Here is a 26,057-nt window from a genome sequence, read left to right on the forward strand (position 1 = left end):
GCGCTCCGTGCCCGGATCAAACGCTTTGTCGGAGCGCGCCGCACCATCACGCAGGTGTGAGCACCGTCGGAGGATGCGGCGCAAAAGTCTTGCTCAAGACTTTTGCAAATTCCTTCCTTCAAGGAATTTGCGCCGCGCTCGCCCCGACGGCTGGGGCGCGCCTCAGGCGGGTGCGTGCTGGCGCGGCACCCAGTCCGCCCCCGCCCGGCCGCGGTAGAAGCCGTTGACGAACGGCGCCTCGATTCCCAGCGCGCGCAGTTCCGTCCCGCCCTCCTCGGCGTCGATCTCGCCGCGCAGCACCGCGTCGTAGAGGCAGGTGACGGCCACCATGTCGCAGGAGTGCGGCATGACGCGGAAATGGGTGACGCCGAGGGCGGCCATGTCGGCCATGTCCTCCATCAGGTCGAGATAGCCGTGGCTAAGGGTCTGGATCCCGTTGATGGCGAGGAAGGGCCGTCCCTCCATCGTCGACAGCGTCATTCCGTCGGCGTCCTCGCCGCAGACGAACTGGCAGTTGTCCTTTGTCCGGCCGTGGGCGCGGGCGTGGTAGCAGCGGGCCGAGAGCGCGAGCGAGGCGCGGCCGAAGACCTGCACCTCGAGGCCGACGTCAAGCCGCGTGGCCGTCTCGGCCAGCACGGCGACCACGTGGCGGGGCAATTCGGGCAAGAGGGCGAAATGGGTGGCGCCGCGGCGCGCGAGCCAGTCCATCGTCGCCTCGTTGTAGACGTTCATCAGCGCGCCGATCCGGTGCGGCGTGCCCGACAGCGCCATCAGCGCGGCGGTGTTGTTGACCTCCAGCTCGCGCCCCTCCTGCCGCGACCACGCCTCGAGCAGCTTGCGCTCGCGCCTGATCACCACCTCCGACAGCGAGCTCCAGACCACACGCTTGCCCGCGCGGGCCAGCCGGTCGGCCACCTTGTCGATGATGGGGATATCGTCGAAGAACGGCGTGCGCTTGGAGCAGACGACCTCGCCCAGGTAGACGTTCGTCACCGGGCTCTCGTCGGCGATGCGGAAGTAGAAGTCGCGCTTGTCCTCGGCGGGCCAGTGAAAGAGGTTCGGCCCCAGCGTCAGTTCGGGTTGCATCTTCACCTCCATGTCTTCGACTTGAGCGCGCCCTCGGTGTGCTTCTGCCCCTCGGTCAGCGCCACGAGGTCGGCAAGCTTCGGCTCGTCGCCTGCCATCACGGTGTCGACCGCCTCGCGGAAGGCGGCGACGACCTTCTTCACGTAGGCGCGCGAGCGCTGGCGCCCCTCGATCTTGAAGGCGTGGACGCCCGCGCGGATCAGCTCGGGCAGCATGGTCGCGGCGTTCAGGCTCACCGGTTCCTCGAAGGCATAGTAGCCGCCGTCGCGCGCCTCGGCGAGGTAGCGGCCCTTGCAGATCGTGGGATAGCCCGCCGTTTCCTGCGCGGCGAAACGGTCGATCATCACGCCGCTCAGGCGGGTGGCGAGGCTGCCGTCGTCCTGCTGCTCGTAGGCGACGCAGGCCGCCGGCGAGCATGCGCCGTCCATGTTGGTCGACTGCCCCGTGACGTAGGCGGTCAGCGAGCAGCGCCCCTCCACCATGAGGCCGTGATTGCCGAAGATGAAGGTCTCGACCTCGCAGGGAATCTCGTCGACCAGTCCCCTGATCTCGCTCACGGTCATGATGCGGGGCAGCACGACGCGCTTCACGTCGAACTCGCGCACATACCAGGCGATCGCCTCGGGCGAGGAGGCGGCGGCCTGCACCGACAGGTGGATGCGCATCTGCGGGTGGTGACGGCGGATGTGGTCGGCCACGGCGATGTCGGCGACGATGCAGGCGTCGGCGCCGAGCCGGGCCGAGAGGTCGGCCATGTCGGTCCAGAGGTCGACCTTTCCGGCCGGCGGGAACGTGTTGAGCGTGATCAGCACCTTCGAGCCGCGCTCGTGAGCGTAGCGGATGCTCTGGGCCATCTCGTCGGGGGTGAAGTTGAGGCCGGCGAAGTTCCGCGCGTTGGTGGCGTTCTGGTAGCCGCAATAGACGTTCTCCGCGCCGGCATCGACGGCGGCGCGCAGCGCGGCCGGCGTGCCGGCCGGGCAGACGAGCTCGGGCTTGATCGGGGCGGGCGTGGTCATGGCTGGGCCTCCTCTCGGCGGCGGCGGGTGTCGGCGGCGGAGCGCATCAGGTCGAGCGCGAGGCGCCCCGGCGGGCCGAACATCGCGGCGACGGTGTGGGCGATCGGCTCCTCCACGTCGTCGAGGGCGTTGCGCAGGCAGACCACCGCCTCGGTGTCGCCGGTGACGACCAGGTCGCGCGAAAAGAACAGCGCGTCGCCGTCCTGCTCCGAGTCCATCAGGGTGAAGAGGTTCAGGAAGGTGCCCGAGATGCGCGCAACATGCGGGGGCGCGGCGCCGCGGCGGCCGACCGCGCGAAAGTCGAGCGCATCGGGGTCGGGCCGCAGGTGGAGCATGAAGGGCATGTCCACCGGGTCGATCAGGAAGTGCTCGCCGGCATGCGGCCCGAGGCGGGCGAACATGCCGGGGTTCCGCGCGGCCACCTTGCGCACGATCCGCGCGAGCAGGGGCCTGAGCAGGAACAGCGGCGGCGGCGGCAGGAGGGGCAGGGGGCCGCGGGCGCCGTCGGCGGCGGGGTGGTCGGTCTGGCTGGTCGTCATGGCGTCTCCCCTGCGGTTTTCGACCGCGATAGAGCGGGAGGCGCGCGGCGCGACTTGACCGAGGTCAAACGGCTCGCAAAAAGTTCATCCTTGCATATATCTTTGTGTGCCGCCGTATACCGGAGCTTGGGGGACAGGCCGTCGGGGGGGGTCACGCCAGCCGGCCGCGGATCACGTCGAGGGGAAGATGCAGGCTTCTGTTGCCAGGTGCCTGCGAACCCCGCCTTGCGTTGCTAGACGCAAGGGCTTGAGATTTCGGTTTGGTCACTGCTTACGCAGCGACGGCCACCGCAGCACGGTTGTCATTGGCAACTATCATGCTTGGACCGATAACGGTGGTACCTCACCGGGCGAAAGCTAACCCCTTTAGACGTCCGTCGATCCTGTTTCGGCCCCATGATCCCCGCCAATGAAGGGTTTATGGTGGAGCCGCCGGGTACCGCCCCCGGGTCCGATCCGCTTATTACGGGCGCGTTTATCGCCATAGTCCCTGACGGGACAGTGGGAAGATACGCAGGGCGAAGCGCCGTTTCAAGGGCGCAGGTGGGCAGGTGGGGTGCCTCCACGGCGGGCCTGATCGAGCCGGCACAAGTCCCGCCCGGTTGGTGCCGCCCTCGTCGCCCCTCGTCCGACCGCTCGCGTCTCGCGGCGCCGAGCGTGCGCGAGGCTCCCGCGTCCGGTCTACCCGTCTCGCTGGGAGATTCCCCGGATGCCGACGGCGGTCCGGGGAGACGGTGGTCCGGGGCATGGCATCGACCGAGGACGCGGCCGCTCATCATCGCGGTGGCCCTCGCCACGGGGCGGCCCGGGCCACACGGCGCCCGCGGGCCTTGCGCCGCCGACCGGGCAGGGTGCCCCGCGAGGAAGGGCGTCGCGCCGGGGCCGAGTGGCAAGGGGCGCGGCGGCAGGGGGCCCGGAGGCAGTGGGGGGGCGGCAAGAGGTCGAGCGCCAACGGGCGCGGTGGCAGAGAGCGCGGCAGCAGGCGCCAGCCCCGCCGGCCCAAGCGTTGACACCCGTCCCGCGGGCGCCGACAAGGGCGCCGGCGGCTCAGGAGCGGACAGCGGCATGATCTCGACCGATTACGCGGCCACGATGGCGCGCTACAATGCGTGGCAGAACCGCTCCCTCATGGCAGCGCTGACGGGCATGGACGAGGTGGAGCTGCGCGCCGACCGCGGTGCCTTCTTCGGGTCGATCCTCGCCACGCTCAACCACGTGCTCTGGGCCGACCGCATGTGGATGTCGCGCCTCGCCGGCTGGCGCCGCCCCGAGGGCGGGCTGGCCGAGAGCGTGGCGCTCGCGCCCACCCATGCCGCCTGGCAGGCCGAGCGCGAACGTGTCGACGGCCGACTGGTCGTCTGGGCCGATGACCTGCGCCCGGCGCAGCTGCGCGGCGAGCTGACATGGCATTCGGGCGCGACGGGGGCCGAGGTGACGAAGCCCATTGCGCTGTGCGTCGTGCACATGTTCAACCATCAGGCCCATCATCGCGGCCAGGTCCACGCGATGCTGACGGCGGCGGGGCGCGACCTCGGCGTGACCGATCTCGCCCTGGCGCCGGACGACGCGCTCGCCTGATCCTCGCGCTCTGTGTGAGGAACGATCTGCAAGGCCATGAAGGAACGGGAGGAAAGAGGATGCGCGCACTGATCGTCGAGAAGGCGGAAGACGGCTCCACCAGCGCGTCGGTGCAGGAGATCGGCGAGGAAAGGCTGCCCGAGGGCGACGTGACGGTGGCCGTCGAATACTCCACCCTCAACTACAAGGACGGTCTGTGCGTCGGCCCCGGCGGCGGGCTGGTCAAGACCTATCCCCACGTGCCGGGCATCGACTTCGCCGGCACGGTCGAGGCGTCGGACGATCCGCGCTACAGCCCCGGCGACCAGGTGGTGCTGACCGGCTGGCACGTCGGCGAGCGGCACTGGGGCGGCTACGCCGAGAAGGCGCGCGTGAAGGCCGACTGGCTGGTGCCGCTGCCCGACGGGATCACCACCCGGCAGGCGATGGCGGTGGGCACGGCGGGCTTCACCGCGATGCTCGCGGTCATGGCGCTCGAGGATCACGGGCTGGCGCCCGGGAACGGCGAGGTGCTGGTCACGGGGGCGGCCGGCGGCGTCGGCTCGGTCGCGACGGCGATCCTCGGCCATCTGGGATACACGGTCGCGGCCGTGACCGGGCGACCGGAGCAGGAGGGCTATCTCAAGGGCCTCGGCGCCGCGCGGATCGTGCCGCGCGACGAGCTGTCGGAGCCGGTCAAGCGACCGCTCGAAACCGAGACATGGGCGGGCTGTGTCGACGCGGTGGGCGGCACCATGCTCGCCCGCGTGCTGGGGCAGATGAAGTATCGCGCCTCTGTCGCCGCGGTGGGCCTGGCAGGCGGCGCGCAGCTCAACGCGACGGTGATCCCGTTCCTGCTGCGGGGCGTGAACCTGCTCGGCATCGACAGCGTGCTGCGCCCCTACGAGGACCGGGTGCGCGCCTGGGGCCGGATCGCCACCGACCTGCCGATGGACAAGTTGGAGGCGATGATCGAGCCCGCAGGCCTCGCCGACCTGCCCGGCCTTGGCGCGGCGATCCTGAACGGGCAGGTGCGGGGCCGCGTGGTCGTCGACGTCACCGCCTGATCCGGGCCGAGGCGAACGCAGCCTGCGATTCCGGGCGCGGCGATGTCTCTCGCGGGAACCGGCCGGTGTGACCGGCGCCCTGCGCGGAACTGGCCCGGTGACACGGGCGCGCGGCGGGCCAGATCACAGGCCGGCGCCGCAGGCGGGGTCGCGCTGTGCGCGTGCGATCCAAGCGTATGCGGTTGCATACTTTTCAAGCGCCGCCACGGCGGCTACCAAACACCTGTCCCGGATACACCTTTGCGTGGCGCCCGGGGCATCGCTGAGGCAGGGGCCCGCGTGATCAGATTGTCGCCGGAATTCGTGCGAGGCCAGTTCCCGGCCTTCAGCGAGCCCTCGCTGCGCGACTGGGCCCATTTCGAGAATGCCGGCGGCTCGTTTGCCTGCCGTTACGTGATCTGGCGGCTCCACCGCTTCTACCGCGAGCGCAACGTGCAGCCGTGCGGCGATTATCCCGCCTCCGAGCGCGCGGGCGAAGAGATGGACGAGGCACGCCGCCGCCTGGCGCTCGTGCTGGGGGTCGAGGCCGAGGAGGTGAGCTTCGGCCCGTCGACCACGCAGAACGCGTTCATTCTCGCCGCTGCCTTCCGCGACTGGCTCAGGCCGGGCGAGGCCGTGGTGGTGACCGAGCAGGATCACGAGGCCAACTCGGCGCCGTGGCGGCGGCTTGCGCAGGCGGGCGTGGAGGTGCGCGAGTGGCGGATCGACCCCGAGACCGGCCATCTCGACGACGACGACCTCGCCGACCTGATGGACGACGGCAAGGTGCGGCTGGTCTGCTTTCCGCACTGTTCCAACGTGGTGGGCGAGATCAACGACGCGCGGCGCATCTGCGCGATGGTGCGGCGGGCGGGGGCCTACAGCTGCGTCGACGGGGTGTCCTACGCGCCGCACGGCCTGCCGGATATCGGCCGGATCGGGGCCGACATCTACCTGTTCTCGACCTACAAGACCTATGGGCCGCACCAGGGCATCATGGTCATCCGCCGCTCGCTGGGGATGCGGCTGCCCAACCAGGCGTTCGATTTCAACGGCGACGAACTGTGGAAGCGCTTCACGCCCGCGGGGCCGGACCACGCCCAGATCGCGGCCTGCGCCGGCATCGTCGACTATATCGATGCGCTCTATCATCACCATACCAAGGCGGGGCGCGACGTGGCGGGGCGCGCCGTCGCCATCGCCGAGGCGATGCGGTCGCGCGAGCTCGCGCTGATGGGGCCGCTCGTCGACTATCTCGCCGGGCGGGCGCGCGAGGTGCGGCTGCTGGGGCCGATGCGCGCGCGAGACCGGGCGCCGACCTTCGCGCTCGATCTCGGCCGGCCGGCCGAGCCGGTGGCGCGGCGGCTCGCGCGGCATGGCATCATGGCGGGGGCGGGCGAGTTCTACGCGCCCCGCCCCCTCGCCGCGATGGGGGTGCCGCCGGGGCAGGGCGTGCTGCGGCTGAGCTTTCTGCACTACACTCTGGAGCAGGACGTCGACCGCCTGATCGCCGCCCTCGACGCCGAGATCTGAGGGGGTGACCGCCGTCCTGCGGGCTGGCGGCGTCAGATCGCGGCCCGCGCGCGGGCCATGCCGGGGCGGTGCCGCGCCCGTTCGTGCAGCGGGATGGCCGGTGCTCAAGCCGGTGCCCGAGCCGGTGCAGGCGCCGGAGAGCGGCGTGCCGGTGCGTGACGCGACGCGCTGAGCGTCCGGTGCTCGACGTGAGCCGTGCGCCCTCCCTGGGCGAGGGGCGCGGCGCCTGCGGCCGGGCGATGCCCGCGGGCGTCGAGGGCGGTGCGAGCGGCCGGGGCAGTTGCCTTCGGCGCCCGGCCCTTTAGCTGTCGCCCCGAACGGGACGGGAGGCGGCATGCGCGACAAGGCTCCGGCGATCTGGTGGATCAGGCGCGACCTGCGGCTGACCGACAACCCCGCGCTCACGGGCGCGCTCTCGGGCGGCGGGCCGGTGATCCCCGTATTCGTCCGCGACGGCGCGGTGGAGGGGCTGCGCACCGCGCCCGCGTGGCGGCTGGGCGAGGGGCTGGCCGCGCTCTCCCGCGCGCTCGAGGAAAAGGGCAGCCGCCTCGTGCTGCGCTCGGGCGATGCGCGCGAGGCCCTGCGCGCGGTCGCTGCCGAGACGGGCGCGCGCGCCATCCACTGGAACCGCCTCTACGACGCGCAGTCCGTCGAGCGCGACACGCGCGTGAAGGCCGCGCTGAAGGAGGACGGCCTCGCGCCCGAGAGCCACGGCGGGCACCTGCTGTTCGAGCCGTGGACGGTCGAGACCAAGTCGGGCGGCATGTATCGGGTCTACACGCCCATGTGGCGCGCGGTGAAGGATCGCGAGGTGCCCGCCCCCGACGCCGCGCCCGCCCGCCTGCCGTCGCCCGAGACCTGGCCCGCAAGCGAGACCCTCGCCGACTGGCGGCTCGGCGCGGGCATGCGGCGCGGGGCCGAGGTGGTGCGCCGCCACATCCTCGTGGGCGAGCGGGCCGCGCAGGGCCGGTTGGGGCACTTCATGGCCGAGATCGTGGACGGCTACGCCGAGAGCCGCGACCGCGTGGCCGAAGACGGCACCTCGCGCCTCTCGGCGCATCTCTCGCTGGGCGAGATCGGGCCGCGCACCTGCTGGCACGCCGGCACGGCCGCGCGCGACGAGGGCAAGCGCGGCGCCGAGACCTTCCTGCAGGAACTCGTCTGGCGCGAATTCGCCTACCACCTGCTCTATCACACGCCGCGGCTCGCCACCGGCAACTGGCGCGAGGAATGGGACGCTTTCCCCTGGAACGAAGACCGCACCGACGCGGTGATCGCCTGGCAGCGCGGGCGCACGGGGCTGGCGTTCGTCGACGCGGCGATGCGCGAGATGTATGTCACCGGCACCATGCACAACCGCGCCCGCATGATCGTGGCGAGCGTGCTCACCAAGCACCTGCTTACGCACTGGAAGATCGGCCTCGACTGGTTCGAGGAGCATCTGGTCGACTGGGACCCGGCCTCGAATGCCCTCGGCTGGCAGTGGTCGGCGGGCTCGGGGCCCGATGCCACGCCCTATTTCCGGGTGTTCAACCCGGTCACCCAGCTCGACAAGTTCGACCGGGACAGGGCCTATACGGGCCGCTGGATCGCCGAGGGCCAGGCACGGCCCGCGCCGGAGGCGCTCGACTATTTCGAGGCGATCCCGCCCGCCTGGGGCCTGTCGCCCGACGATCCCTACCCGGCCCCCGTGGTCGACGCGAGGGAGGGGCGCGCGCGGGCGCTCGCAGCCTACGAAAACCGCTCCTTCTGAGCGCTCGGGGCATCGCGGCGCGGCCCGGTCGGCGCCCCGTCCGCGGTGCAGGGGTTGACCACCCATCCGGAGGCGTCAATTAAATCCCGTTAACTCGAGGGGCAGGGCGCGGGGGCGCGCCTGCGGGGGACGGAGACGCACGACGCATGACCAACACGACGGTAAAGACGACGACCACGGGCGAGCGCGGCCTGCCCCGATACTTCGCGCCCGCCTTCGAACAGGCCCGGGCGATCCGCCACGGCCGGCTCGACGTGCGTCTGCCCGATGGCCGCGTGTTTCGCGTCGAGGGCGACAGGCCCGGCCCCGTCGCCGAGTTCGACGTGCACGAGCCCGACCTGTTCGCGCGTCTGATCCGCGAGGGCGACCTGGGCTTCTCCGACGCCTATCTCGAGGGCTGGTGGTCGACGCCCGACCTCATGGCGTTCATGGATTTCGTCCATAACGACAACGCGGCGGTGTACGACGGCTTTCCGGGGATGGGGCTGATTCGCGCCTACGAGCGGCTGCGCTTCTGGCTCCAGCGCAACCACAAGGCCCAGGCGAAGAAGAACATCGCCCACCACTACGACCTCGGCAACGACTTCTACGCGCTGTGGCTCGACGACACGATGACCTATTCCTCGGCGCTGTTCGAGACCGGGCAGGAAAGCCTCGAGAAGGCGCAGACCGCGAAATACGCCGCGATGGTCGACCGGATGGGCGTGGCGCCCGGCGACCACGTGCTCGAGATCGGCTGCGGCTGGGGCGGTTTCGCCGAATACGCCGCCGGCGAGCGGGGCCTCAGGGTGACGGGCCTGACGATCAGCCAGGCCCAGCACGATTACGCGGTGGAGCGTATCCGCAGGGCGGGGCTGGAGGATCGTGTCGACATCCGCCTTCAGGATTACCGCGACGTGTCGGGCGAGTTCGACGGGATCGCCTCCATCGAGATGTTCGAGGCGGTGGGCGAGAAGTACTGGCCCGTCTACTTCCGCACCCTGCGCGAGCGGCTGAAGCCCGGGCGGCAGGCCGTCCTGCAAATCATCACCGTGCAGGACGCGCGGTGGGAGAGCTACCGCAAGGGCGTCGACTTCATCCAGAAATACATCTTTCCCGGCGGGATGCTGCCTGCGCCCGGCGTGCTGCGCGCCGAGATCGGGCGCGCGGGCCTCGACTTCCGGTCCTCGGCCGAGTTCGGCCAGTCCTACGCGCAGACGCTGCGGCGCTGGCACGAGACGTTCCAGGAGCGATGGGACGAGATCGCGCGGCTCGGCTTCGACGCGCGCTTCCGCCGGATGTGGGAGTTCTATCTCTGCTCCTGTGCGGCCGCATTTTCGTCAAACATCTGTGATGTGACACAGGTCACGGTCGCCCGGCGCGCGTGAGCCCTCTCGCCGCGGGGCGGCCGGACCGATGCATGGATCCGCGCCCCGGAGGCAGAGAGATGCCCACCGCAACCCGCCTGTTCGCCTTCCTCGGCTTCGCTGCGATGGCGTTCTTCGCGACAGAGCTCTACAAGCCCCTGCTGCCCGAGGGCACGCGAATGGGCATGTTCACGCCGCTCAACATGCTGGTGGCCGGGATTGCCGGCTGGATGGTGATGGGCCGCCTCGCGGGCCACGGATGGCCGATGGCGCTGACCTCGGGCCTGCGGACGACGGCGATCGCGCTGTTCTACGTGCTGTTCATCTGGTCGGGGGTCGAGATGTTCGACCGGGCGACCGACATGCGCTACGACGGACCGGTCGAGGCGCTGCAGCAGATGGTGGCGCTGGCCATCGCCTATGTCCAGCTCGGGCTGACCGACCCGCAGGTGCCGGTGGCCGTCGTGGGCGGCGGCATCCTGGCCGGCTTCCTGGCGGAATGGGCCTCGCGGCAGGCGCAGCAGGCCGCCTGAGCGGCGGGCCCCGTCCGCTTGCGCCCGTAAGCTTGCGCCCCTGAGCTTGAGCCCCTGAACTGGCGCCTTTTAGCTTGCGCCCCTGAGCTTGCGCCCGTGAGGGCGGGCGGGCATGGGGGGCACGACCCCTCTCGATCAGGCCCGGCCATGACCACCACACCCGTCTTCCTGTTCGGCACGCTGCGCGATGCGACGCTGCGACGGGTCGTGCTGGGCGACGACGCGCCGGTCGTGCCGGCCGCGCTGCCCGGCTGGGCCGTCGCCCGCGTCGCGCGGGGCGACTGGCCGGTGCTCGCGCCCGCGCCCGAGGGGCGGGCCGCGGGCCTGCTCGCCGCGCTGGGGGCCGAGGCGCTGGCGCGGGCCGACTGGTACGAGGGCCTGTTCGGCTATGCCCGCGAGGCAGCGACGGTCGAGACGGCCGAGGGCCCGCGTGCCGCGCAGGTCTGGCGCCCCGTCGGTTGCGGCGCCGAGGCGCTGCCGCCTGCGGGCGGCGCGAGGCGCGCGTGGGATCTCGCCGACTGGCAGGCGCGACACGCGCCCCTCGCGCGCCTCGCCGCCGAGGAGGCGATGGCGCTGCGCGGCATGCGCCCCGCAGACGAGACGGCGCGGCGCTGGCCGGTGATCCGCGCCCGTGCGCAGGCCCGGCTCAACGCGTCCGACACGCCGCCCACCACCCTGCGCCGCCGCGCCGGGCCGGGCGACGTCGCGGTGGCGGAGCGGCGCACGCCCTATGCCGGCTTCTTCGCGGTCGAGGAATACGAACTGCGCCACGCCCGCTTCGCCGGCGGAATGTCGGAGCCCATGACGCGCGCCGCCTTCGTCTCGGCCGACGCGGTGACGGTGCTGCCCTACGACCCGGGGCGCGACCGGGTGATGGTGATCGAGCAGTTCCGCGCCGGCCCCTTCGCCCGCGGCGACGCGCAGCCCTGGTCGCTCGAGGCGATCGCCGGCCGGATCGACCCCGGCGAGACCCCGGAGGAGACCGCCCGCCGCGAGGCGCGCGAGGAGGCGGGTCTGGAGATCGGGCCGCTGATCCCGATCGGGCGCTACTATCCCTCGCCGGGCGCGAAATCGGAGTTCATCCATTCCTACATCGGCCTGGCCGAGCTGCCCGATTCGGCCGCCGGCCTGGGCGGGGTCGCGCACGAGCACGAGGACATCCGCGCCCATGTCGTCCCCTTCGACCGGCTGATGGCGCTGGTCGAGACCGGCGAGGCGGGCAACGCGCCGCTGATCCTGAGCGCGCTCGCCCTCGAGCGCAGGCGCGCGGCCCTGCGTGCGGGCTGAGGAACCCGGCCCCCGGTTCGCGGCTTGAGACCGGGGCGCGGCCCTGCCGCAACGGGGCTGAAGGGAGGCTTTCTTGGAGACGATGTCGCCGGTGCTTCTGGGCTTTCTCGGCAGCCTCGCCGCCGGGGCCATGACGGCCGTTGGCGCGGTGCCCGTCCTGTTCGGGCGCACGCCCTCGCGGGCCACGCGCGACCTGATGCTCGGCTTCGCGGCCGGGGTGATGCTGGCGGCGTCGTTCTTCTCGCTCATCCTGCCCGCGCTCGAGGCGGCCGCAGACCGCCACGGCGAAGGCGCGATGCCGGCGGCGATCGTCGTGGCGGCGCTGCTTGTGGGCATGGGCGCGGTGGCGGCGCTGAACGAGCTGCTGCCGCACGAGCATTTCGGCACCGGGCGCGAGGGGCCGGCGGCGGCCGAACTCAGGCGCATCTGGCTCTTCGTCTTCGCCATCACGATCCACAACCTGCCCGAGGGGCTGGCGGTGGGCGTGGGCTTTGCCGAGGGCCACGACAGCGGCCTGCCGCTCGCCGTCGGGATCGGGCTGCAGAACGCGCCCGAGGGCCTGGCCGTCGCGGTGGCGCTGCTGGGCGAGCGGTACGGGCGGGTGCGCGCCTTTGCCGTGGCGGGCGCGACGGGCCTCGTCGAGCCGCTCGGCGGCCTCGTCGGCGCCGGCGCCGTCTGGCTGTCGGAGGCGCTCCTGCCCTGGGGGCTGGCCTTCGCCGCGGGCGCGATGCTCTACGTCATCAGCCACGAGATCATCCCCGAGACGCACCGGCGCGGCCACCAGCGGCGGGCGACGGCGGGCCTGGCCGCGGGGCTCTCGATCATGCTCTTCCTCGACGTCGCGCTGGGCTGAGCCGGCCGCGACGCAACGCGGCGCATGCCCTTGTGCCCTTCGGGCGGGGTGGGGGCGCTGCCCCCGTCGCCTGCGGCGCCTCCCCCGGGATACTTGCAGCAAGAAGAAGGGGCGGGGGGCCGCGCTCGAGCGCGACCGCGGCACGGGCGGGAGGGGTGGAGCCTTGACCGGACGGTCGGTTTCGCCCACATGCGCGCTTCATGATCCCCGAGGACAGACTGGACGAGATCCTGAGCCGCTTCGAATATCTCGAGGCGCGCATGGCCGAGGCGGGCGACGGCGCCGAGATCGCCCGCCTGTCGCGGGACTATGCCGGGCTCAAGCCGGTGGTCGCCGCCATCGCCGAGTGGCGCGGGGCGAGGACGGCGCTGGCGGAGGCCGAGGCGCTGCTCGCCGACCCCGAAATGGCCGGTCTCGCCGCCGAGGAGAAGGCGGCGCTCGAGGCGCGGCTGCCGGAGCTGGAGAATGCGCTGAAGCTGGCGCTCGTTCCGAGGGACGAGGCCGATTCCCGCTCGGCGATGCTGGAGATCCGCCCCGGCACGGGCGGGGAGGAGGCCGCGCTCTTCGCGGGCGACCTTTTGCGGATGTACCAGCGCCACGCGGAAGCCAGGGGCTGGGGCTTCGAGGTGATCGAGGCGCAGGAGAGCGAGCTGGGCGGCATCCGCGAGGCGGTGGTCCGGGTGACGGGCGAGGGCGTCTTTGCGCGGCTCAAGTACGAATCGGGCGTCCACCGCGTGCAGCGCGTCCCCGAGACGGAGAGCGGGGGGCGCATCCACACCTCGGCCGCCACGGTCGCCGTGCTGCCCGAGGCCGGCGAGGTGGAGATCGACATCCCCGAAGGCGATCTGCGGATCGACACGATGCGGGCGTCGGGAGCGGGCGGGCAGCACGTCAACACCACGGACTCGGCGGTCCGGATCACGCACCTGCCCACGGGGATCGTCGTGAGCTCGTCGGAGAAGTCGCAGCACCAGAACCGCCGGCTCGCGCTTGCCGTGCTGCGCGCGCGGCTGTTCGACATGGAGCGGCGGCGCGCGGCCGAGGATCGGGCGGCCACGCGCAAGGCGCAGGTCGGCTCGGGCGACCGGTCGGAGCGCATCCGCACCTACAACTTCCCGCAGGGCCGGCTGACCGATCACCGGATCGGTCTGACGCTCTACCGTCTGGACCAGGTGATGGAGGGCGATCTAGACGAGGTGACAGATGCGCTCGCCGCCCACGATCAGGCCGAGAAACTGGCCGAGATCGAGGGGGCGGGCGCATGACGCTGGCCGAGGCGCTGCGCGCTGCGACCCGCCGGCTGGCCGGGGCGGGAATCGCGGGCGCGGGGCGCGACGCGCGGCGCCTGCTGGCCCATGCCGCGGGCCTCGCGCCCGAGCGGCTGACGCTGCACATGTCCGAGCCGCTGCCGCCCGGGGCCGGCGACAGGTTCGAGGCCGCGCTCGCGGCGCGCCTCGAGCGTCGGCCGGTGGCGCAGATCGTGGGCGCGCGGGCCTTCTGGGGGCGGGAGTTCGCGGTCACGCCCGACACGCTCGACCCGCGCCCCGAGACCGAGACCCTCGTCGCCGCCGCGCTCGAGGCGCCCTTCGCGCGGCTTCTCGACCTCGGCACCGGCACCGGCTGTCTTGCCGTCACTCTGCTCGCCGAGCGGGAGGCGGCGACGGGCACGGCGACCGACATCTCGCCCCGCGCGCTCTCCGTCGCGCGGGTCAACGCCGAGCGGCACGACGTGGCCGGGCGGCTCGACCTCGTCGAGGCCGACTGGGGCGCCGGGCTTGCCGGACGGTTCGACCTTGTCGTGTCGAACCCGCCTTACATCGCGGCGGCGGACATGGCGGGCCTTGCGCCCGAGGTGCGCTGCCACGAGCCATGGGGGGCGCTGACCGATGGCGCCGACGGGCTGACGGCCTACCGCCGGATCGCCGCAGCCGCGCCCGCGCTGATGGCGCCCGGTGGCCGGCTGATCGTCGAAACCGGGCCGGGTCAGGCGGCGGCCGTCGCGGAACTCTTTGCCGCCGCGGGCCTTGCCCTCACGGGGACTCGCGCCGATATGGATGGGAGGGAACGCGCGGTCACGGCACGCACCGCATGACATCTCTGTCGCGCGGTCGCCGCAGCGAGCAGCCGCGGGCTCGCCCCACGAGCATTTGGGCTTGCCAGCGGACCGATGACATGACAATCAGGGTCCGCGCATTTCGGAGCGGTTGGCCGCACGTCCTGCGCGTACGCCCGGAGAAGACGGATCCAGCGGCGAGAGGCGCGCCCTCTCAGTCGGGGGCTGGCAGGCCGCTCCCTGATCCACGATACCGCAACAAGGCGGACCAGTAACCACATGAGATCATCCAAGTCACGTTCGCGGTCGAAGTCGAACCGCTCGCGCTCGATGGGCAACATCCAGAACCGTGTGTTCGACTCCTCGGGGCCCGAGGGGAAGGTGCGCGGCACGCCCCAGCAGATCATCGACAAGTACACCCAGCTCGCCCGCGATGCGCAGCTTGCCAACGACCGTGTGGCAGCCGAGAACTTCCAGCAGCACGCCGAGCACTACACGCGGATGCTGGGCGAGGCGATGCGCGAGCTGGAGGCCCGGCGCGAGAGCCAGGATGGCGGCGGCGGCGGCCAGGCCAACGGTCAGCACCACGGGGGGCAGGCCGGTGGACAGGGTGGAGGCCATGCCGGGCCGGGTGGCGACCAGCAGGGCCACGCGCGCCAGGGTGGAGCCCAGCAGGACTCCGGCCAGCAGGGTGGGGGCCAGCAGAATGGGGGCCAACCGAGCGGTGGCCAACAGAACGGCGCCCGGCACGAGACGTCCGCCCGTGTCGAGGCCCAGACGCGGCACGAGGCTCAGACGCGGGACGAGGCGCAGCCGAATGACGATGATCGGCAGGGCCGGCGCGAGGAGAGCCTCTCCGACGCGGAGAAGGGCGATGCGACGCGCGAGGCCGGCGACGACGTCCGCGAAGCGGGGCGCTCCCGCCGGCGGCGCGGGGGAAGCCGCGTGGAGAAGGGCGAGGCCGGCTCCGACGTGATCGACCCCTCCGAAGAGGGGCAGAGCACGCTGGTCGAGACGCCCGAGAACACGCCCAAGCCCAAGCGCAGCCGCGCTCGCGCCAAGCCGCGCGGCAAGGCGGCCGGTGAGGGCGCCGGGGCGTCGGAGGGGGCCACCGACGCCGCCGGGGACAAGACCTCGGACAAGGGCACCGACGCGGGCGGCGATCCGGCCGGAGAGGGCGGATCGGACACGACGCAGGCGGCCGAATAGAGACCATGGCCCCGCAGGTCGGGGCTTCGCCGGGCCGGCCGGGTACGTGCCCGCTCTCGGGCCCGGATCCGTCGGTTGTCGCGGTCAGCCCCGCGCTGTTAGCGCGCGTGCGAGTGCCGCGAATTGCGCCACGCTCAGCCGCTCGGCCCGCTCGGTGGGTGCCACGCCCGCGTCGGCCAGCAGCGCCTCGGCATCGCCGAGGCCGCGCAGGGCGGCCCGCAGCATCTTGCGCCGCTGGTTGAAGGCCGCTGCCACGACCCGCTCCATCACGGCCGCGTCGGCCTCGGCCACCGGTCGCGCCCGCGGGCGGAGATGCACGACCGCCGAATGCACCTTGGGCGGCGGCGTGAAGGCCTCGGGCGGCAGCGTCAGGGCGATGCGCGCCTCGGTTCGCCACTGGGCCAGGACGGCGAGGCGGCCGTAGGCGCGGGTGCCGGGCGTCGCCACGATGCGGTCGGCCACCTCGCGCTGGAACATGAGCGTGAGCGACGCCCAGAAGGGCGGCCATGACGGCGGCGTGAGCCAGCGCACCAGAAGCTCGGTCCCCACGTAGTAGGGCAGGTTCGCCACGACGTGGATCGGCGGAGAGAGATGCGCGGTCGGGTCGACCTCGAGCGCGTCGCCCTCGATCACGCTCAGCCGCCCCGGCCACGCCGCGGCGATCTCGGCCAGCGCGGGCAGGCAGCGCGCATCCTTCTCCACGGCCAGCACGTGGCCTGCCCCCTCGGCCAGCAGGGCCCGCGTGAGCCCGCCCGGGCCGGGCCCGACCTCGAGCACCGAGGCCGCCGACAGATCGCCCGGAACGCGCGCGATGCGGGCCGTCAGGTTGAGATCGAGCAGGAAGTTCTGGCCCAGCGCCTTTCGCGCCCGCAGACCGTGCCGCGCGATGACCTCCCGGAGGGGCGGCAACCCGTCGATGGCGCTCATCCGACGGCCTTTCGTCGCCCCGCTCCGCCCACGCCCGCTCCGCCCGGGCCCACGCCCACGTCCGCTCCGCCTCCGCCCGCCGCGCCCCGGGCCGGCGCGGACCTCGCCTTGTGGCATCGGCCCGCCCGCCCCGGCGACCCCTCGCCTGCGCGCGCGCCGCCGGGCTCTGCCGGGCAAAGACCCGCTGCTTCTTCTTGCTTCAAGTATCCCGGGGGAGTCGGCCGCAGGGCCGACGGGGGCAGCGCCCCCCGCGACGCCTCCCGCCTCACGCCGCCCTCCTTGCATGGGCCATCCGCTCGGCCATGTGGAGCGCGGCGATCAGGCTCGTCGGATCGGCCCGGCCCTGGCCCGCGATGTCGAACGCCGTGCCGTGGTCGGGCGAGGTGCGCACGAAGGGCAGGCCGAGGGTCACGTTCACGCCGCCGGCGAAGTCGATCGTCTTGATCGGGATCAGCGCCTGGTCGTGGTACATGCACACGGCCGCATCGTAATGCGCCCGCGCCGCGGCGTGGAACATCGTGTCGGCCGAGAGCGGCCCCGACAGCACCAGCCCCTCGGCGCGCAACGCCTCGAGCACCGGCGTGATCGTCTCGATCTCCTCCCGCCCCATCGCGCCGCCCTCGCCGGCATGGGGGTTGAGGCCCGCCACCGCGATCCGCGGCACGGAGATGCCGAAGTCGCGCCGCAGACCCGCATGGGTCAGCCGGATGGTCTGCATCAGCACGTCGCGCGTGAGAAGATGCGGCACCTCGGCGAGCGGAACATGGATCGTCGCCGGCACCACGCGCAGGTGCTCGCAGGCGAGCATCATCACCACCCTGTCCACTCCGGCGAGGGCGGCGAGATACTCGGTGTGGCCGGGATAGGAGAAGCCCGCCCCCTCCTGCAGCGCCTTCTTGTGGATCGGCCCCGTCACCAGCCCCGCCACGGCCCCCTCCTGCGCCAGCCGCACCGCGCGGGCGATCACGGCGATCACCTCGGCGGCGTTCCCGGCCTCGGGGCGGCCGGGGGCGGCCGGCGCGGGGAAGGCATGGCGCAGGACGGGCAGGGCGGAGGCGGCGACGCGCGGCGCCTCTGACGGGTGCGTCACCTCGCGCACGGGCGTTCCGCGCGGCAGGTGGGCGGGGTCGCCGATCCAGACGAAGGGCAGGCGGGCGCCGAGCGTCTCCCATGCGCGGGCGGCGATCTCGGGGCCGATCCCGGCCGGCTCGCCGCAGGTCAGCGCGAGCGGCTTCGCCGCCGGGGCGCTGCCGGCCTGCGCCGGGGGGCGCGGCGCCCCGCTCACGGCTCGCGGACGATCGCGTCGGCGCGCAGCTCGGCAAGGAAGCCGTCGGCATAGGCCGAAAGGCGGCGATCGATCAGCTGGCGGCGCACGGCGGCGCGGTCGACCTCTTCCTCGCGGATCTCGGTACGCCCGCACAGCATCAGGAACACCAGCGTCCCGCCCTCGGCATAGGTGGCCGTCTCGCCCTCGTCGAGCTTGGCCAGTTCCAGCGCCTCGCGCGACGGGACGTCGCCCTGCGCGCGGGTCTCGATCGTCAGTCGCTCGGCCGGCTGGCCCTGGTTGACGCCGTAGAGATCGTCGCAGGTGTCGACACGCGCCGCGACGCTGGCGGCCTCCTGCAGCGCGGCCTCGCTCGCGCCGCCCGGGATCAGGTAGCGTGCGTATTCGAGGCTGACATTCTCGGCCTCGGCCACGCCGGTCTCGCGGAGGTCGCGCAGGAGGAACACCGCCACAGCCCCGCCAAGCGACACCGGGTCGGAGACCTCGCCGGGCGCGAGTGTCAGGATCTGCGCGCGCAGCTCGGGCGGCAGGTTGCCCACGTCGACCGCGTTCGACACGCGCCCCCCTGCCGTGCGGGTCGGCGCGGCCGAGAACTGGCGCGCGGCGGCGGCAAAGGCCCCCTCGCCGCGGACATTGGCGGAGATGTCGGCGGCGATGCGCTCGGCCCGCGCCTGCTCGTCGGGATTGCGGGCGGGAATGATGATCTCCGAGATGAGCGCCTCGGCCCCGCCCCGGCGCGAGGTGAGGGCGAGGGCGCGGTCGATCTCGGCCTCGGTCACCTGCGCACGGGCGCCGAAGCGCGCCCGCACCACCTGCCGCCAGGCGACGCCCGCGCGCACGAAGTCGCGAAAGCTCTCTTCGGCCACGCCGGCCTGGCCGATCCGGGCGATGAACTCCTCGGTGGTCAGGTCGACCCGCCCGGCGAATTCCGCCATCCCCGCCTCGACCTCCTCGGGGGCGGGGGCGATGCCGAGCCGCTCGGCGGCGGCGAGCTGGAGGCGCTCGTCGACGAGCGCCTCCCGGGCGGCCTCCTGCGGGTTGCCCGGCGAGCGGAACAGCGTCAGCAGCAGGGCGCGCTGGTCGATTTCCCATTGCGTCACGACGCGGTCGTTGACCTCGACCACCGGGCGGAAGGGGTTCGACTGCGCCGCCGCCGGCCCGGCGACAGGGACGGGGGCGAGTGCCGCCGCGACGAGCGCGGCCGAAAGGGCTGCGGCGCGGGAGCGGATCACGGAGAAGAGCCGGAGGCCCATGAGTCACCTCGTCGGTCGGGGGCGCCGTCCGGCGCGCATCCTGCGCCCTGTGTAGGCGAGGCGGTCGGCGGTGCCAAGCCGTCGCCGCCCGTCCGGCGCGCAGGTTTGACGACGAGACCACGGCGGGGCTGCGGCCCGGACGCCCCTCACCGCAGGCACGAGCGGTTGCGGGGGCGAGGGCCGTCGGAGGTGCCGCCGAAGCCCGCGAGCTCGATGCCGAAGTCGATCGAGGTCGAGGGGTCGTCCTGGTCGGGCTCGGTGTAGCGCTGACGCAGGCCGACATCGACGGTGACGCAGTTGGCGCGGTATTCCACGCCGAAGGTCGCGTCGGCGGCGCGGTCGCGGGCGAGGTCGTAGGCGATGTCGGCCGAGGCGCTCCAGCGGTCGTTCCAGCGCAGCGCCCCGTCGACGCGCCACTGGTTGACCGCCTCGGGCCGGGCCTCGGCGGGCGCGGCCTCGAGCCAGGTATAGCTGCCGGCGAAGTCGAGCCGCTCGCCCGCCCAGCCGAACTGCGCCTCGATCAGCTCGGCCTCGAGGTCGTCGTCGACAAGGGCGCGGCCGTCGACGCGAAAGCCCTGCGCCAGATCGAGCCGGGCGGCCAGCAGCCAGTCGGAGCGCGCGCCGTCGAGCGCGTCGAACCGGGCGAACTGCCCCTCGTCGTCGGCGCGCAGCACCCGGCCTGCGGCGAGGCCGAGCGACCAGCCGCCGGGGTCGTGCCGGGTGTAGGAGAGGCCGAGATTGGCGCGCAGCCCCGCCTCGAGCCGGTCGCCCGCGGGGAAGCGCGAGAAGGAGAAGAGGTTGCCCTCGTCGAGCGCGACCTGCCCGCTCTCTTCGGCGGGGCGGTCGGTCAGCGCCTCCTCGCCCGTCCAGACGATCTGCGCTACGGGCTCGATCACGTGGGACGCGCCGCTGCCCTGCTTGACCCACGGCCAGCGCAACTCCACCGCGGCGGCCGGGATCACCCGTGTCTGCGTGTCCCGGTTGTCGCTGTCGTCGCCGTAGGCGTCGGCCTGGGCGAGCAGGCGCGTCTCGGCGGCGAACAGCAGCCCCCCCGGCAGCACCGCGTCGCCGCGCCAGCCCAGCTCGGCCTCGATCCGGCCGACGTCGCGGCCCAGCACGTCTTCGGACGAGGGGCGCTCGTGGCCGTGCGCGGCGAGCCGCAGGCTGCCGGTGCCGCCGGCGAGATCGAACCGGCGGGTGACCGAGAGATCGCCGATCAGCGACGGGCGCCGCTCGTTGCCGACATCGGCGCCGGGGACGTAGAAATGAAGGCCCTCCGCCTCGAACAGGTAGTCGTGCTCGGCCTTCACCAGCCGCAGCGAGCTGTCGAGCCTGCGCTTGCCGTAAAAGCCGTAATCGTCGAGGTAGTCGGCGTCCGAGGCGTATTCGACATCGAAGGTCAGCCGATAGCCGCGGGGCAGCGAGAAGGCCCCGCGACCGAACAGGTAGCCGCGCACTTCGTCGGGCACGATGTCGTCGCGCGAGATGGCGCCGTCGAATTGCAGCGTCCCGGTGCGGAACGCCTGCCGGTAGCGCCCCTCCACCGTCAGCGACCGGGCCGAGACGTAGGGCGCGAGGGTCAGGTCGCGGCTGGGCGAAAGGGCAATGAAATAGGGCGCCTTGATGCCGAAGCCCAGCTCGTCGGTGCGCACGAAACGCGGTGCCAGAAAGCCTGTCGCGCGCTCGAGGGTCGGATCGGGCAGGCGCAGCTGCGGCAAGTAGAGCACCGGCACGCCGTAGAGCTCGAAGCGCGCATTCTCGAAGTAGAGCTGCTTCTCCTGCGTGTCGTGCACGATCCGGCTGGCGCGGATCTGCCAGAGCGGCACCGGGTTGGCCGCGCAGACCTCGCAGGACGAGGCGACCACCTTGGAGAGCTGGGTATAGCGCCCCTCCACCCGGTTGATCTCGGCCGCGGCGAGCTGGAGCTGGCGGTCGAGCACGAGGCGGGCCGAGCGCAGCAGGCCGTCGCGCAGATCGGGCGAGAGCTCGGCCGCGTCGGCCAGCAGAAGCGCCTCGCCCGCGCCCTGCGCGATCGTGATCGGCCCCTCGACCGACAGCGCGCCGGTCGCCCCGTCATACACGATGCGGCTCGCGGTCAGGCGCGTCTCGCCCTGCAGGGCCTCGACGTCGCCGCTGGCGATCAGGCGTCCCGCGGCGTCGATCTCCACCCGGTCGGCGAGCAGGGTGGCGGGTTCCGCCCCCTCCCCGTCGGGCGCGTCCTGCGCGGCGGCCGGCGCCGCGGCGAGGGCCGCCGCCAGAGCGGCGGCGCGCAGGAGTGCGCCCGCGCTCATCCGTCCTCCAGATGCAGCAGCAGCCCGAGCGACAGCAGGATCGCCGCCACGGGCGGAGACCAGGCCGCCAACGCCACCGGGATCTGGCCGTTCTCGCCGAGGATCTGGGCGAAGTTGCGGATGAAATAGATGCCGAAGCCCATGGCGAGCGCCAGCATCACCATCTGCCCCGTTCGCCCGAAGCGGGTGTGGCGCATGGTAAAGCCCGCGCCGATCATCACCATGCCGGCGAGGAACAGCGGCAGCGCCAGCTCCATCTGGAACCACACGCGGTGAAGGCGCGCGGAAAAGCCCGCCTGGGTCAGGCTGTCGATATGGGCCGGCAGCTCCCAGATCGGCACCGAGGCGGGCGTGCCGAAGCTGTCGCGGATCTGGTCCGGCGTGAGCGTGGTAGGCACGGTGAGTTGCGCGACGGTCGTGGCGTTCGACTCGGGGTTGAGCTGGTCGAGCGGCCAGACCTTGGCGTCCGTCAGATGCCACTGTCCGGGCGAGAGCGAGGCCGAGTGCGCCTCGATCCGCCGGACGGCGCCGAGTGCGCTGCCGTCGCCCGGCGGCGCGAATTCGAGAAAGGTGACGCCGAAAAGGGTCGTGCCGTCGGCATTAGCGCGGCTGGCGCGGATCACGGTCTGCCCGCTCTCGCCGCCCTGCCGCAACCACAGCCCCTCCGCGCTGATCGACAGCACCGAGCCGCCCTCCGACGAGACCTCGGCCGCCCGCGCCTCGTAACGGGCCAGCGTCGCGGCGACGATGGGGTTGAGGATCGCCACCCCCGCCGCGCCGATCAGGAGCGCCACCGCCACCGGCGCGGCGAGCGCCCGCAGGGCCGAGCGCCCGGCGGCGCGGGTGACGACCAGCTCGGAGGTGCGCGCGAAGTTGAGGAACAGCGCGATGGTGGCGAGGATCGCGAGCAGCGGGAAAATGCGGTAGAGCGCCTGCGGCATCGACAGCAGCGCCAGCTCCATGGCGCCTGCGAGCGCGATCTCGGAGGCGTCGAAGCGGCGGAGCTGCTCGACCATGTCGAGCAGCGTGATGACGACGCCGAGGACGAAGGCGATGCCCGCGAACGCCTTCAGGTATTTCCACGCGAAATAGAGATGCAGCCTCATGCCCTCGCCCCCGCTGCCGGTTCGCTCCCGGGCTCGGGCGGCGGCGGACGCAGCCGCACCGGCGGGTGCGCGGCGAGCAACAGCATGGTCAGCGCCGCCGCGAGCCCCCCTAGGAACGGCGCGTAGATCAGCGGCCACAGGTCGGTGTCGCGGCGCGCGGCGTCGGCGACCGCGTTCTCGCCCACCTGCACGAGGATGATGACGCCCACCGCCAGCCCGATCTGCTTCCAGACGCCGAAGCGCGAATAGCCCCCGAGCCGCAGGGCGGCGAAGCCCACGAGCGCGGCGATGAGCGGGGTGAAGGGCTGCACGACGCGCAGATGGGCCTCGTAGAGAAAGTCGCCCACCTCGTCGCCCGTCTCCGCCAGCGCCTGCGCGGACGGCGCGAACAGCACGTGGGTGGGGTATTCGCGCACGTCGCGCCTGCCGCGCCCGGCATCCCCCGCGAGGTCGGCCACGTCGTAGGAAAAGCTGTCGAAGACCGTGGTCGAGAGACGCTGCGCGCTCACCTCGTAGGTCTGTGCCGAGCCGTCGAGCATCAGCAGCGTCGGCTGCCCGCTCTCGCCCTCGCGGACGATGTAGCCCTCGGCGGCCATGTAGGTCGTCCGCGTGCCCGGATCGCGGGCATCGGACAGGAACACGCCCTGCAGCACGCCCTGCGGCGTGATCTCCCGGATGTAGAAGGTCACGCCGCCCGTCGGGTGCAGGAAGCGCCCCTCGCTGAGGATGCGGGCGGTCACGTTGGCCTCGATCTCGGCCTCGCGCTCGGCCAGCGCGATGCGGCTCTGCGGCACGAGCACATGCACCAGCACGCCCATGAGCGCCGAGGCGATCAGCCCGAAGGCAACGACGGGCCGGGCGAGGCGCCAGGGCGACAGGCCGCTCGCCTGCGCGACGACGAGCTCGCTCTCCACCGTGAGGCGGTTGACGGCATAGACCGTGGCGACGAAGGCCGCGATGGGCAGCACCATGCGGATGACATTGGGCAGCGTCAGCAGCGACAGCGCCAGGAACGTGCCGGCCGACTGCCCGTCGGCGATGAGCTGGTCGAACAGGATCACCGCCCGGTTGATCCAGTAGATCGACACGAGGATCAGGGCGAAGAACCCGAACAGCAGCAGAAGCTGCGAAAGAACGTAACGGTCGAACCGCTTCACCGGCCCCTGTCCCCCGTGTCGGCGCCCCGGACGGGCGCGGCGTGCCGGGGGCGGCAGCCCGCGGCCCGTGCGCCGAGCCTAGCCGAAACCCGCCGGGGGCGGAAAGGGTCGGGGTGCGAAAGGGTGGCGAAATGCGGTGCTGGCGGCGGCCCGCGGCCCGGGCTAGTCATGGGACAAACCACGCCGGAGGAGGCCCCGTGACCGATCTGCCCGACTGCCCCGTGACCGCTCTCGACCTCGATGCCATCGCCGAGGCCGAGGGCCGTGTCGTCGTGTTCGCCGAAGGGCCCGACCGGCTCGACCGGGCGGCGCGGCGGGTCAACCGGCTGACGAAGGGGGCGCTGGCGCGGCTGCTCGAAAGCGACGGCTGGGGCAAGGCCAAGCCGGGCGAGGCGCAGAGCATGGCCTTCCCCGTCGGGCTCGCGGCCGAATCGCTCGTCGTCGTCAAGCTGCCGCGCAAGGCCGATGCGCTGACCGCCCGCCGCGCGGGGGCCGCCATCGCCCGGGCGGTCGGGGCGCGGCCCGCCCTGGTGCTCGCGGGCGCCATCGCCGCGGCCGAGCAGGTGGCGCTGGGAGCGATGCTGCGCGCCTACGCCTTCCGCGACTGCAAGAGCGCCGGCGAGGACGATGACGACGACGCACCCGGCCCCTTCACCTTCGCCGTGCCGAAGCCGGAGGCGCTCGCCGAGCGGGTGCTCGCGATGCGCCCGCTCGCCGAGGGGGTGGCCTTTACCCGCGATCTGGTGAATCTGCCCGCCAACATCCTCACCACCACCACCTTCGCCGACCGCCTGATGGCGCTGACCGCGCTCGGCGTCGAGGTCGAGGTGCTGGAGGAGGCCGACCTGCGCCGCGAGGGGATGGAGATGATGCTCGCCGTGGGCGAGGGCTCCGACAGCCCCTCCAAGATGGTGGTGATGCGCTGGAACGGCGGCGAGGCGGGCGCGGCGCCCCTGGCGCTGGTCGGAAAGGGCGTGGTGTTCGACACGGGCGGCATCTCGATCAAGCCCGCCGGCGGCATGGAAGACATGACCATGGACATGGGCGGCGCCGGGGTCGTCGCCGGCACCATGCAGGCGCTCGCCGCGCGGGGCGCGAAGGCCAACGTGGTGGGCCTCGTCGGCCTGGTCGAGAACATGCCCTCGGGACGGGCGCAGCGGCCGGGCGACGTGGTGACCTCGATGAAGGGCGATACCGTCGAGGTGATCAACACCGATGCCGAGGGCCGGCTCGTGCTGGGCGACGTTATGTGGTACGCGCATGAGCGGTTCGCCCCCGCCGCGATGGTCGACCTCGCCACGCTCACGGGCGCGATGCTGGTGGCGCTCGGGCATGACCGGGCGGGCGTCTTTTCCAACGACGACACCTTTGCCGGCGCCTTCCTCGCGGCGGCCGAGGCCGAGGGCGAGGGCGCCTGGCGGATGCCGCTCGGCCCCTCCTACGCCAAGCTGCTCAAGAGCCAGATCGCCGACGTCAAGAACGTGGGCGGGCGCTGGGCGGGCTCGATCACGGCGGCCGAGTTCCTGCATCGCTTCGTGAAGGAGGGATGCCCCTGGATCCACATCGACATCGCCGGCGTGACCAAGCCCGCCTCGGAGCCCGATCTCGCGCCCAAGGGCGCCTCGGGCTGGGGGGTGCTGGCGCTCGACCGGCTGGTGCGCGACCGGTTCGAGGGATAGTGGCGGCAACGGCGCAGGGGGCCGCATGGGCGACGTGCTGTTCTACCACCTCACCCGCAGCGGGCTGCCCGCCGCCCTGGGGATGCTGCTGGAAAAGTCGCTCGCCCGGGGCTGGCGCGTCGCCGTGCGGGGGACCGATCGTGCGCGGCTGGGCCAGCTTGACCAGGCGCTGTGGCTCGGCCCCGAGGAGCGGTTCCTGCCGCACGGCCTTGCCGGGGGCGCGCACGACGCGCGCCAGCCGGTGCTGCTGACCGACGCCGCCGATGCGCCCAACGCGCCCGACTGCCTGATGGCGGTCGACGGCGCCGAGGTCGGCCCGGAGGAGGTGGCGCGCTTCGCCCGCGTCTGCATCCTGTTCGACGGGGCCGATGGCGGGCAGCTCGCCCACGCCCGGGGCCAGTGGAAGACGCTGACCGCCGCGGGTGCCGACGCGCAATACTGGTCGGAGGAATCGGGGCGGTGGGAGATGAAGGCGCGCTCGGGTGGCTGATCGCCGCCGGCCCGCCGAGCGCCGCCGCCCCGCGACGCTGCCCCGCCCCGCGACGCCC

22 protein-coding genes and 1 other RNA gene are annotated in these 26,057 nt (G+C 72.7%); 13 read left to right on the plus strand and 10 right to left on the minus strand.

The genetic code is table 11. The annotated features are described in order from the left end of the window. Window positions 1–162: 162 nt before the first annotated feature. The 4 genes from DLJ49_RS07610 to ssrA form a co-directional block, all read right to left on the minus strand. Window positions 163–1,086, minus strand: coding sequence for a ubiquinone anaerobic biosynthesis protein UbiV (locus DLJ49_RS07610; RefSeq protein WP_115393003.1), 924 nt, complete (start codon window positions 1,084–1,086; stop codon window positions 163–165). Between the two features lie 2 nt (window positions 1,087–1,088). After that, the gene (locus DLJ49_RS07615; RefSeq protein ID WP_115392938.1) at window positions 1,089–2,102 is read right to left on the minus strand and encodes a ubiquinone anaerobic biosynthesis protein UbiU; all 1,014 of its coding nucleotides are present in this window, start codon (window positions 2,100–2,102) and stop codon (window positions 1,089–1,091) included. Then, window positions 2,099–2,641: a ubiquinone anaerobic biosynthesis accessory factor UbiT gene (locus DLJ49_RS07620; RefSeq protein WP_199533325.1), complete on the minus strand. Its 543-nt coding sequence runs from the start codon at window positions 2,639–2,641 to the stop codon at window positions 2,099–2,101. The genes DLJ49_RS07615 and DLJ49_RS07620 overlap by 4 nt, the downstream gene beginning before the upstream one ends. A 186-nt stretch (window positions 2,642–2,827) precedes the next feature. Next, window positions 2,828–3,180, minus strand: a transfer-messenger RNA (tmRNA) gene (gene ssrA, locus DLJ49_RS07625). Window positions 3,181–3,706: 526 nt separating this feature from the next. On the opposite strand from ssrA, the gene DLJ49_RS07630 reads away from it, so the two are divergent. The 11 genes from DLJ49_RS07630 (at window position 3,707) to DLJ49_RS07680 (ending at window position 15,811) form a co-directional block, all read left to right on the plus strand. Next, a complete protein-coding gene (locus DLJ49_RS07630) occupies window positions 3,707–4,219 on the plus strand; it encodes a DinB family protein (protein ID WP_115392939.1) in 513 nt (170 codons plus the stop codon). Between the two features lie 59 nt (window positions 4,220–4,278). After that, window positions 4,279–5,265 (plus strand): MDR family oxidoreductase, encoded by a 987-nt coding sequence (locus DLJ49_RS07635; protein ID WP_115392940.1) that lies wholly within the window; start codon window positions 4,279–4,281, stop codon window positions 5,263–5,265. Between the two features lie 282 nt (window positions 5,266–5,547). Continuing rightward, window positions 5,548–6,777 (plus strand): aminotransferase class V-fold PLP-dependent enzyme, encoded by a 1,230-nt coding sequence (locus tag DLJ49_RS07640; RefSeq protein ID WP_115393004.1) that lies wholly within the window; start codon window positions 5,548–5,550, stop codon window positions 6,775–6,777. Window positions 6,778–7,111: 334 nt separating this feature from the next. Beyond that, the gene (locus DLJ49_RS07645; RefSeq protein ID WP_115392941.1) at window positions 7,112–8,530 is read left to right on the plus strand and encodes a cryptochrome/photolyase family protein; all 1,419 of its coding nucleotides are present in this window, start codon (window positions 7,112–7,114) and stop codon (window positions 8,528–8,530) included. Between the two features lie 146 nt (window positions 8,531–8,676). Beyond that, window positions 8,677–9,897 (plus strand): SAM-dependent methyltransferase, encoded by a 1,221-nt coding sequence (locus DLJ49_RS07650; protein ID WP_115392942.1) that lies wholly within the window; start codon window positions 8,677–8,679, stop codon window positions 9,895–9,897. Between the two features lie 59 nt (window positions 9,898–9,956). Next, a complete protein-coding gene (locus tag DLJ49_RS07655; RefSeq protein ID WP_115392943.1) occupies window positions 9,957–10,409 on the plus strand; it encodes a TrgA family protein in 453 nt (150 codons plus the stop codon). Window positions 10,410–10,556: 147 nt separating this feature from the next. Further along, window positions 10,557–11,696: an NUDIX domain-containing protein gene (locus DLJ49_RS07660; protein ID WP_115392944.1), complete on the plus strand. Its 1,140-nt coding sequence runs from the start codon at window positions 10,557–10,559 to the stop codon at window positions 11,694–11,696. Between the two features lie 73 nt (window positions 11,697–11,769). Continuing rightward, complete coding sequence (locus DLJ49_RS07665) at window positions 11,770–12,549, plus strand: ZIP family metal transporter (RefSeq protein WP_115392945.1); 780 nt, start codon at window positions 11,770–11,772, stop codon at window positions 12,547–12,549. 200 nt (window positions 12,550–12,749) lie between these two features. Then, window positions 12,750–13,814 (plus strand): peptide chain release factor 1, encoded by a 1,065-nt coding sequence (gene prfA / locus DLJ49_RS07670; RefSeq protein ID WP_115392946.1) that lies wholly within the window; start codon window positions 12,750–12,752, stop codon window positions 13,812–13,814. After that, on the plus strand, window positions 13,811–14,641 hold the full coding sequence (prmC, locus tag DLJ49_RS07675; protein ID WP_115392947.1) for a peptide chain release factor N(5)-glutamine methyltransferase: 831 nt from the start codon (window positions 13,811–13,813) through the stop codon (window positions 14,639–14,641). The genes prfA and prmC overlap by 4 nt, the downstream gene beginning before the upstream one ends. 240 nt (window positions 14,642–14,881) lie before the next feature. Further along, the gene (locus DLJ49_RS07680) at window positions 14,882–15,811 is read left to right on the plus strand and encodes a DUF4167 domain-containing protein (protein WP_115392948.1); all 930 of its coding nucleotides are present in this window, start codon (window positions 14,882–14,884) and stop codon (window positions 15,809–15,811) included. Between the two features lie 84 nt (window positions 15,812–15,895). Here DLJ49_RS07680 and rsmA read toward each other — a convergent pair whose 3' ends face one another. The 6 genes from rsmA to lptF all read right to left on the minus strand — a co-directional run bounded on the left by rsmA (window position 15,896) and on the right by lptF (window position 23,830). Continuing rightward, window positions 15,896–16,738: a 16S rRNA (adenine(1518)-N(6)/adenine(1519)-N(6))-dimethyltransferase RsmA gene (gene rsmA / locus DLJ49_RS07685; RefSeq protein WP_115392949.1), complete on the minus strand. Its 843-nt coding sequence runs from the start codon at window positions 16,736–16,738 to the stop codon at window positions 15,896–15,898. A gap of 265 nt (window positions 16,739–17,003) precedes the next feature. Continuing rightward, entirely contained in the window at window positions 17,004–18,023 is a 1,020-nt protein-coding gene (gene pdxA / locus DLJ49_RS07690) for a 4-hydroxythreonine-4-phosphate dehydrogenase PdxA (protein WP_115392950.1), read from the minus strand. After that, window positions 18,020–19,276 (minus strand): peptidylprolyl isomerase, encoded by a 1,257-nt coding sequence (locus DLJ49_RS07695; protein ID WP_115392951.1) that lies wholly within the window; start codon window positions 19,274–19,276, stop codon window positions 18,020–18,022. Before DLJ49_RS07695 ends, pdxA begins: the two co-directional genes overlap by 4 nt. Window positions 19,277–19,422: 146 nt before the next feature. After that, window positions 19,423–21,567 carry an LPS-assembly protein LptD gene (locus tag DLJ49_RS07700; RefSeq protein ID WP_115392952.1) on the minus strand — a complete coding sequence of 715 codons (2,145 nt, stop codon included), beginning with the start codon at window positions 21,565–21,567 and terminating at the stop codon, window positions 19,423–19,425. After that, window positions 21,564–22,673, minus strand: coding sequence for an LPS export ABC transporter permease LptG (gene lptG / locus DLJ49_RS07705; protein WP_115392953.1), 1,110 nt, complete (start codon window positions 22,671–22,673; stop codon window positions 21,564–21,566). The genes DLJ49_RS07700 and lptG overlap by 4 nt, the downstream gene beginning before the upstream one ends. Next, a complete protein-coding gene (gene lptF / locus DLJ49_RS07710; protein ID WP_115392954.1) occupies window positions 22,670–23,830 on the minus strand; it encodes an LPS export ABC transporter permease LptF in 1,161 nt (386 codons plus the stop codon). The genes lptG and lptF overlap by 4 nt, the downstream gene beginning before the upstream one ends. 197 nt (window positions 23,831–24,027) lie before the next feature. On the opposite strand from lptF, the gene DLJ49_RS07715 reads away from it, so the two are divergent. Then, window positions 24,028–25,509, plus strand: a complete 1,482-nt coding sequence (locus tag DLJ49_RS07715) for a leucyl aminopeptidase (protein ID WP_233488836.1) — start codon at window positions 24,028–24,030, stop codon at window positions 25,507–25,509. Between the two features lie 25 nt (window positions 25,510–25,534). Beyond that, on the plus strand, window positions 25,535–25,999 hold the full coding sequence (locus tag DLJ49_RS07720; protein WP_115392956.1) for a DNA polymerase III subunit chi: 465 nt from the start codon (window positions 25,535–25,537) through the stop codon (window positions 25,997–25,999). Window positions 26,000–26,057: the final 58 nt, after the last annotated feature.

This window comes from Rhodovulum sp. 12E13, assembly GCF_003340565.1.
In the GTDB taxonomy this organism is placed as follows: domain Bacteria; phylum Pseudomonadota; class Alphaproteobacteria; order Rhodobacterales; family Rhodobacteraceae; genus HLUCCA09.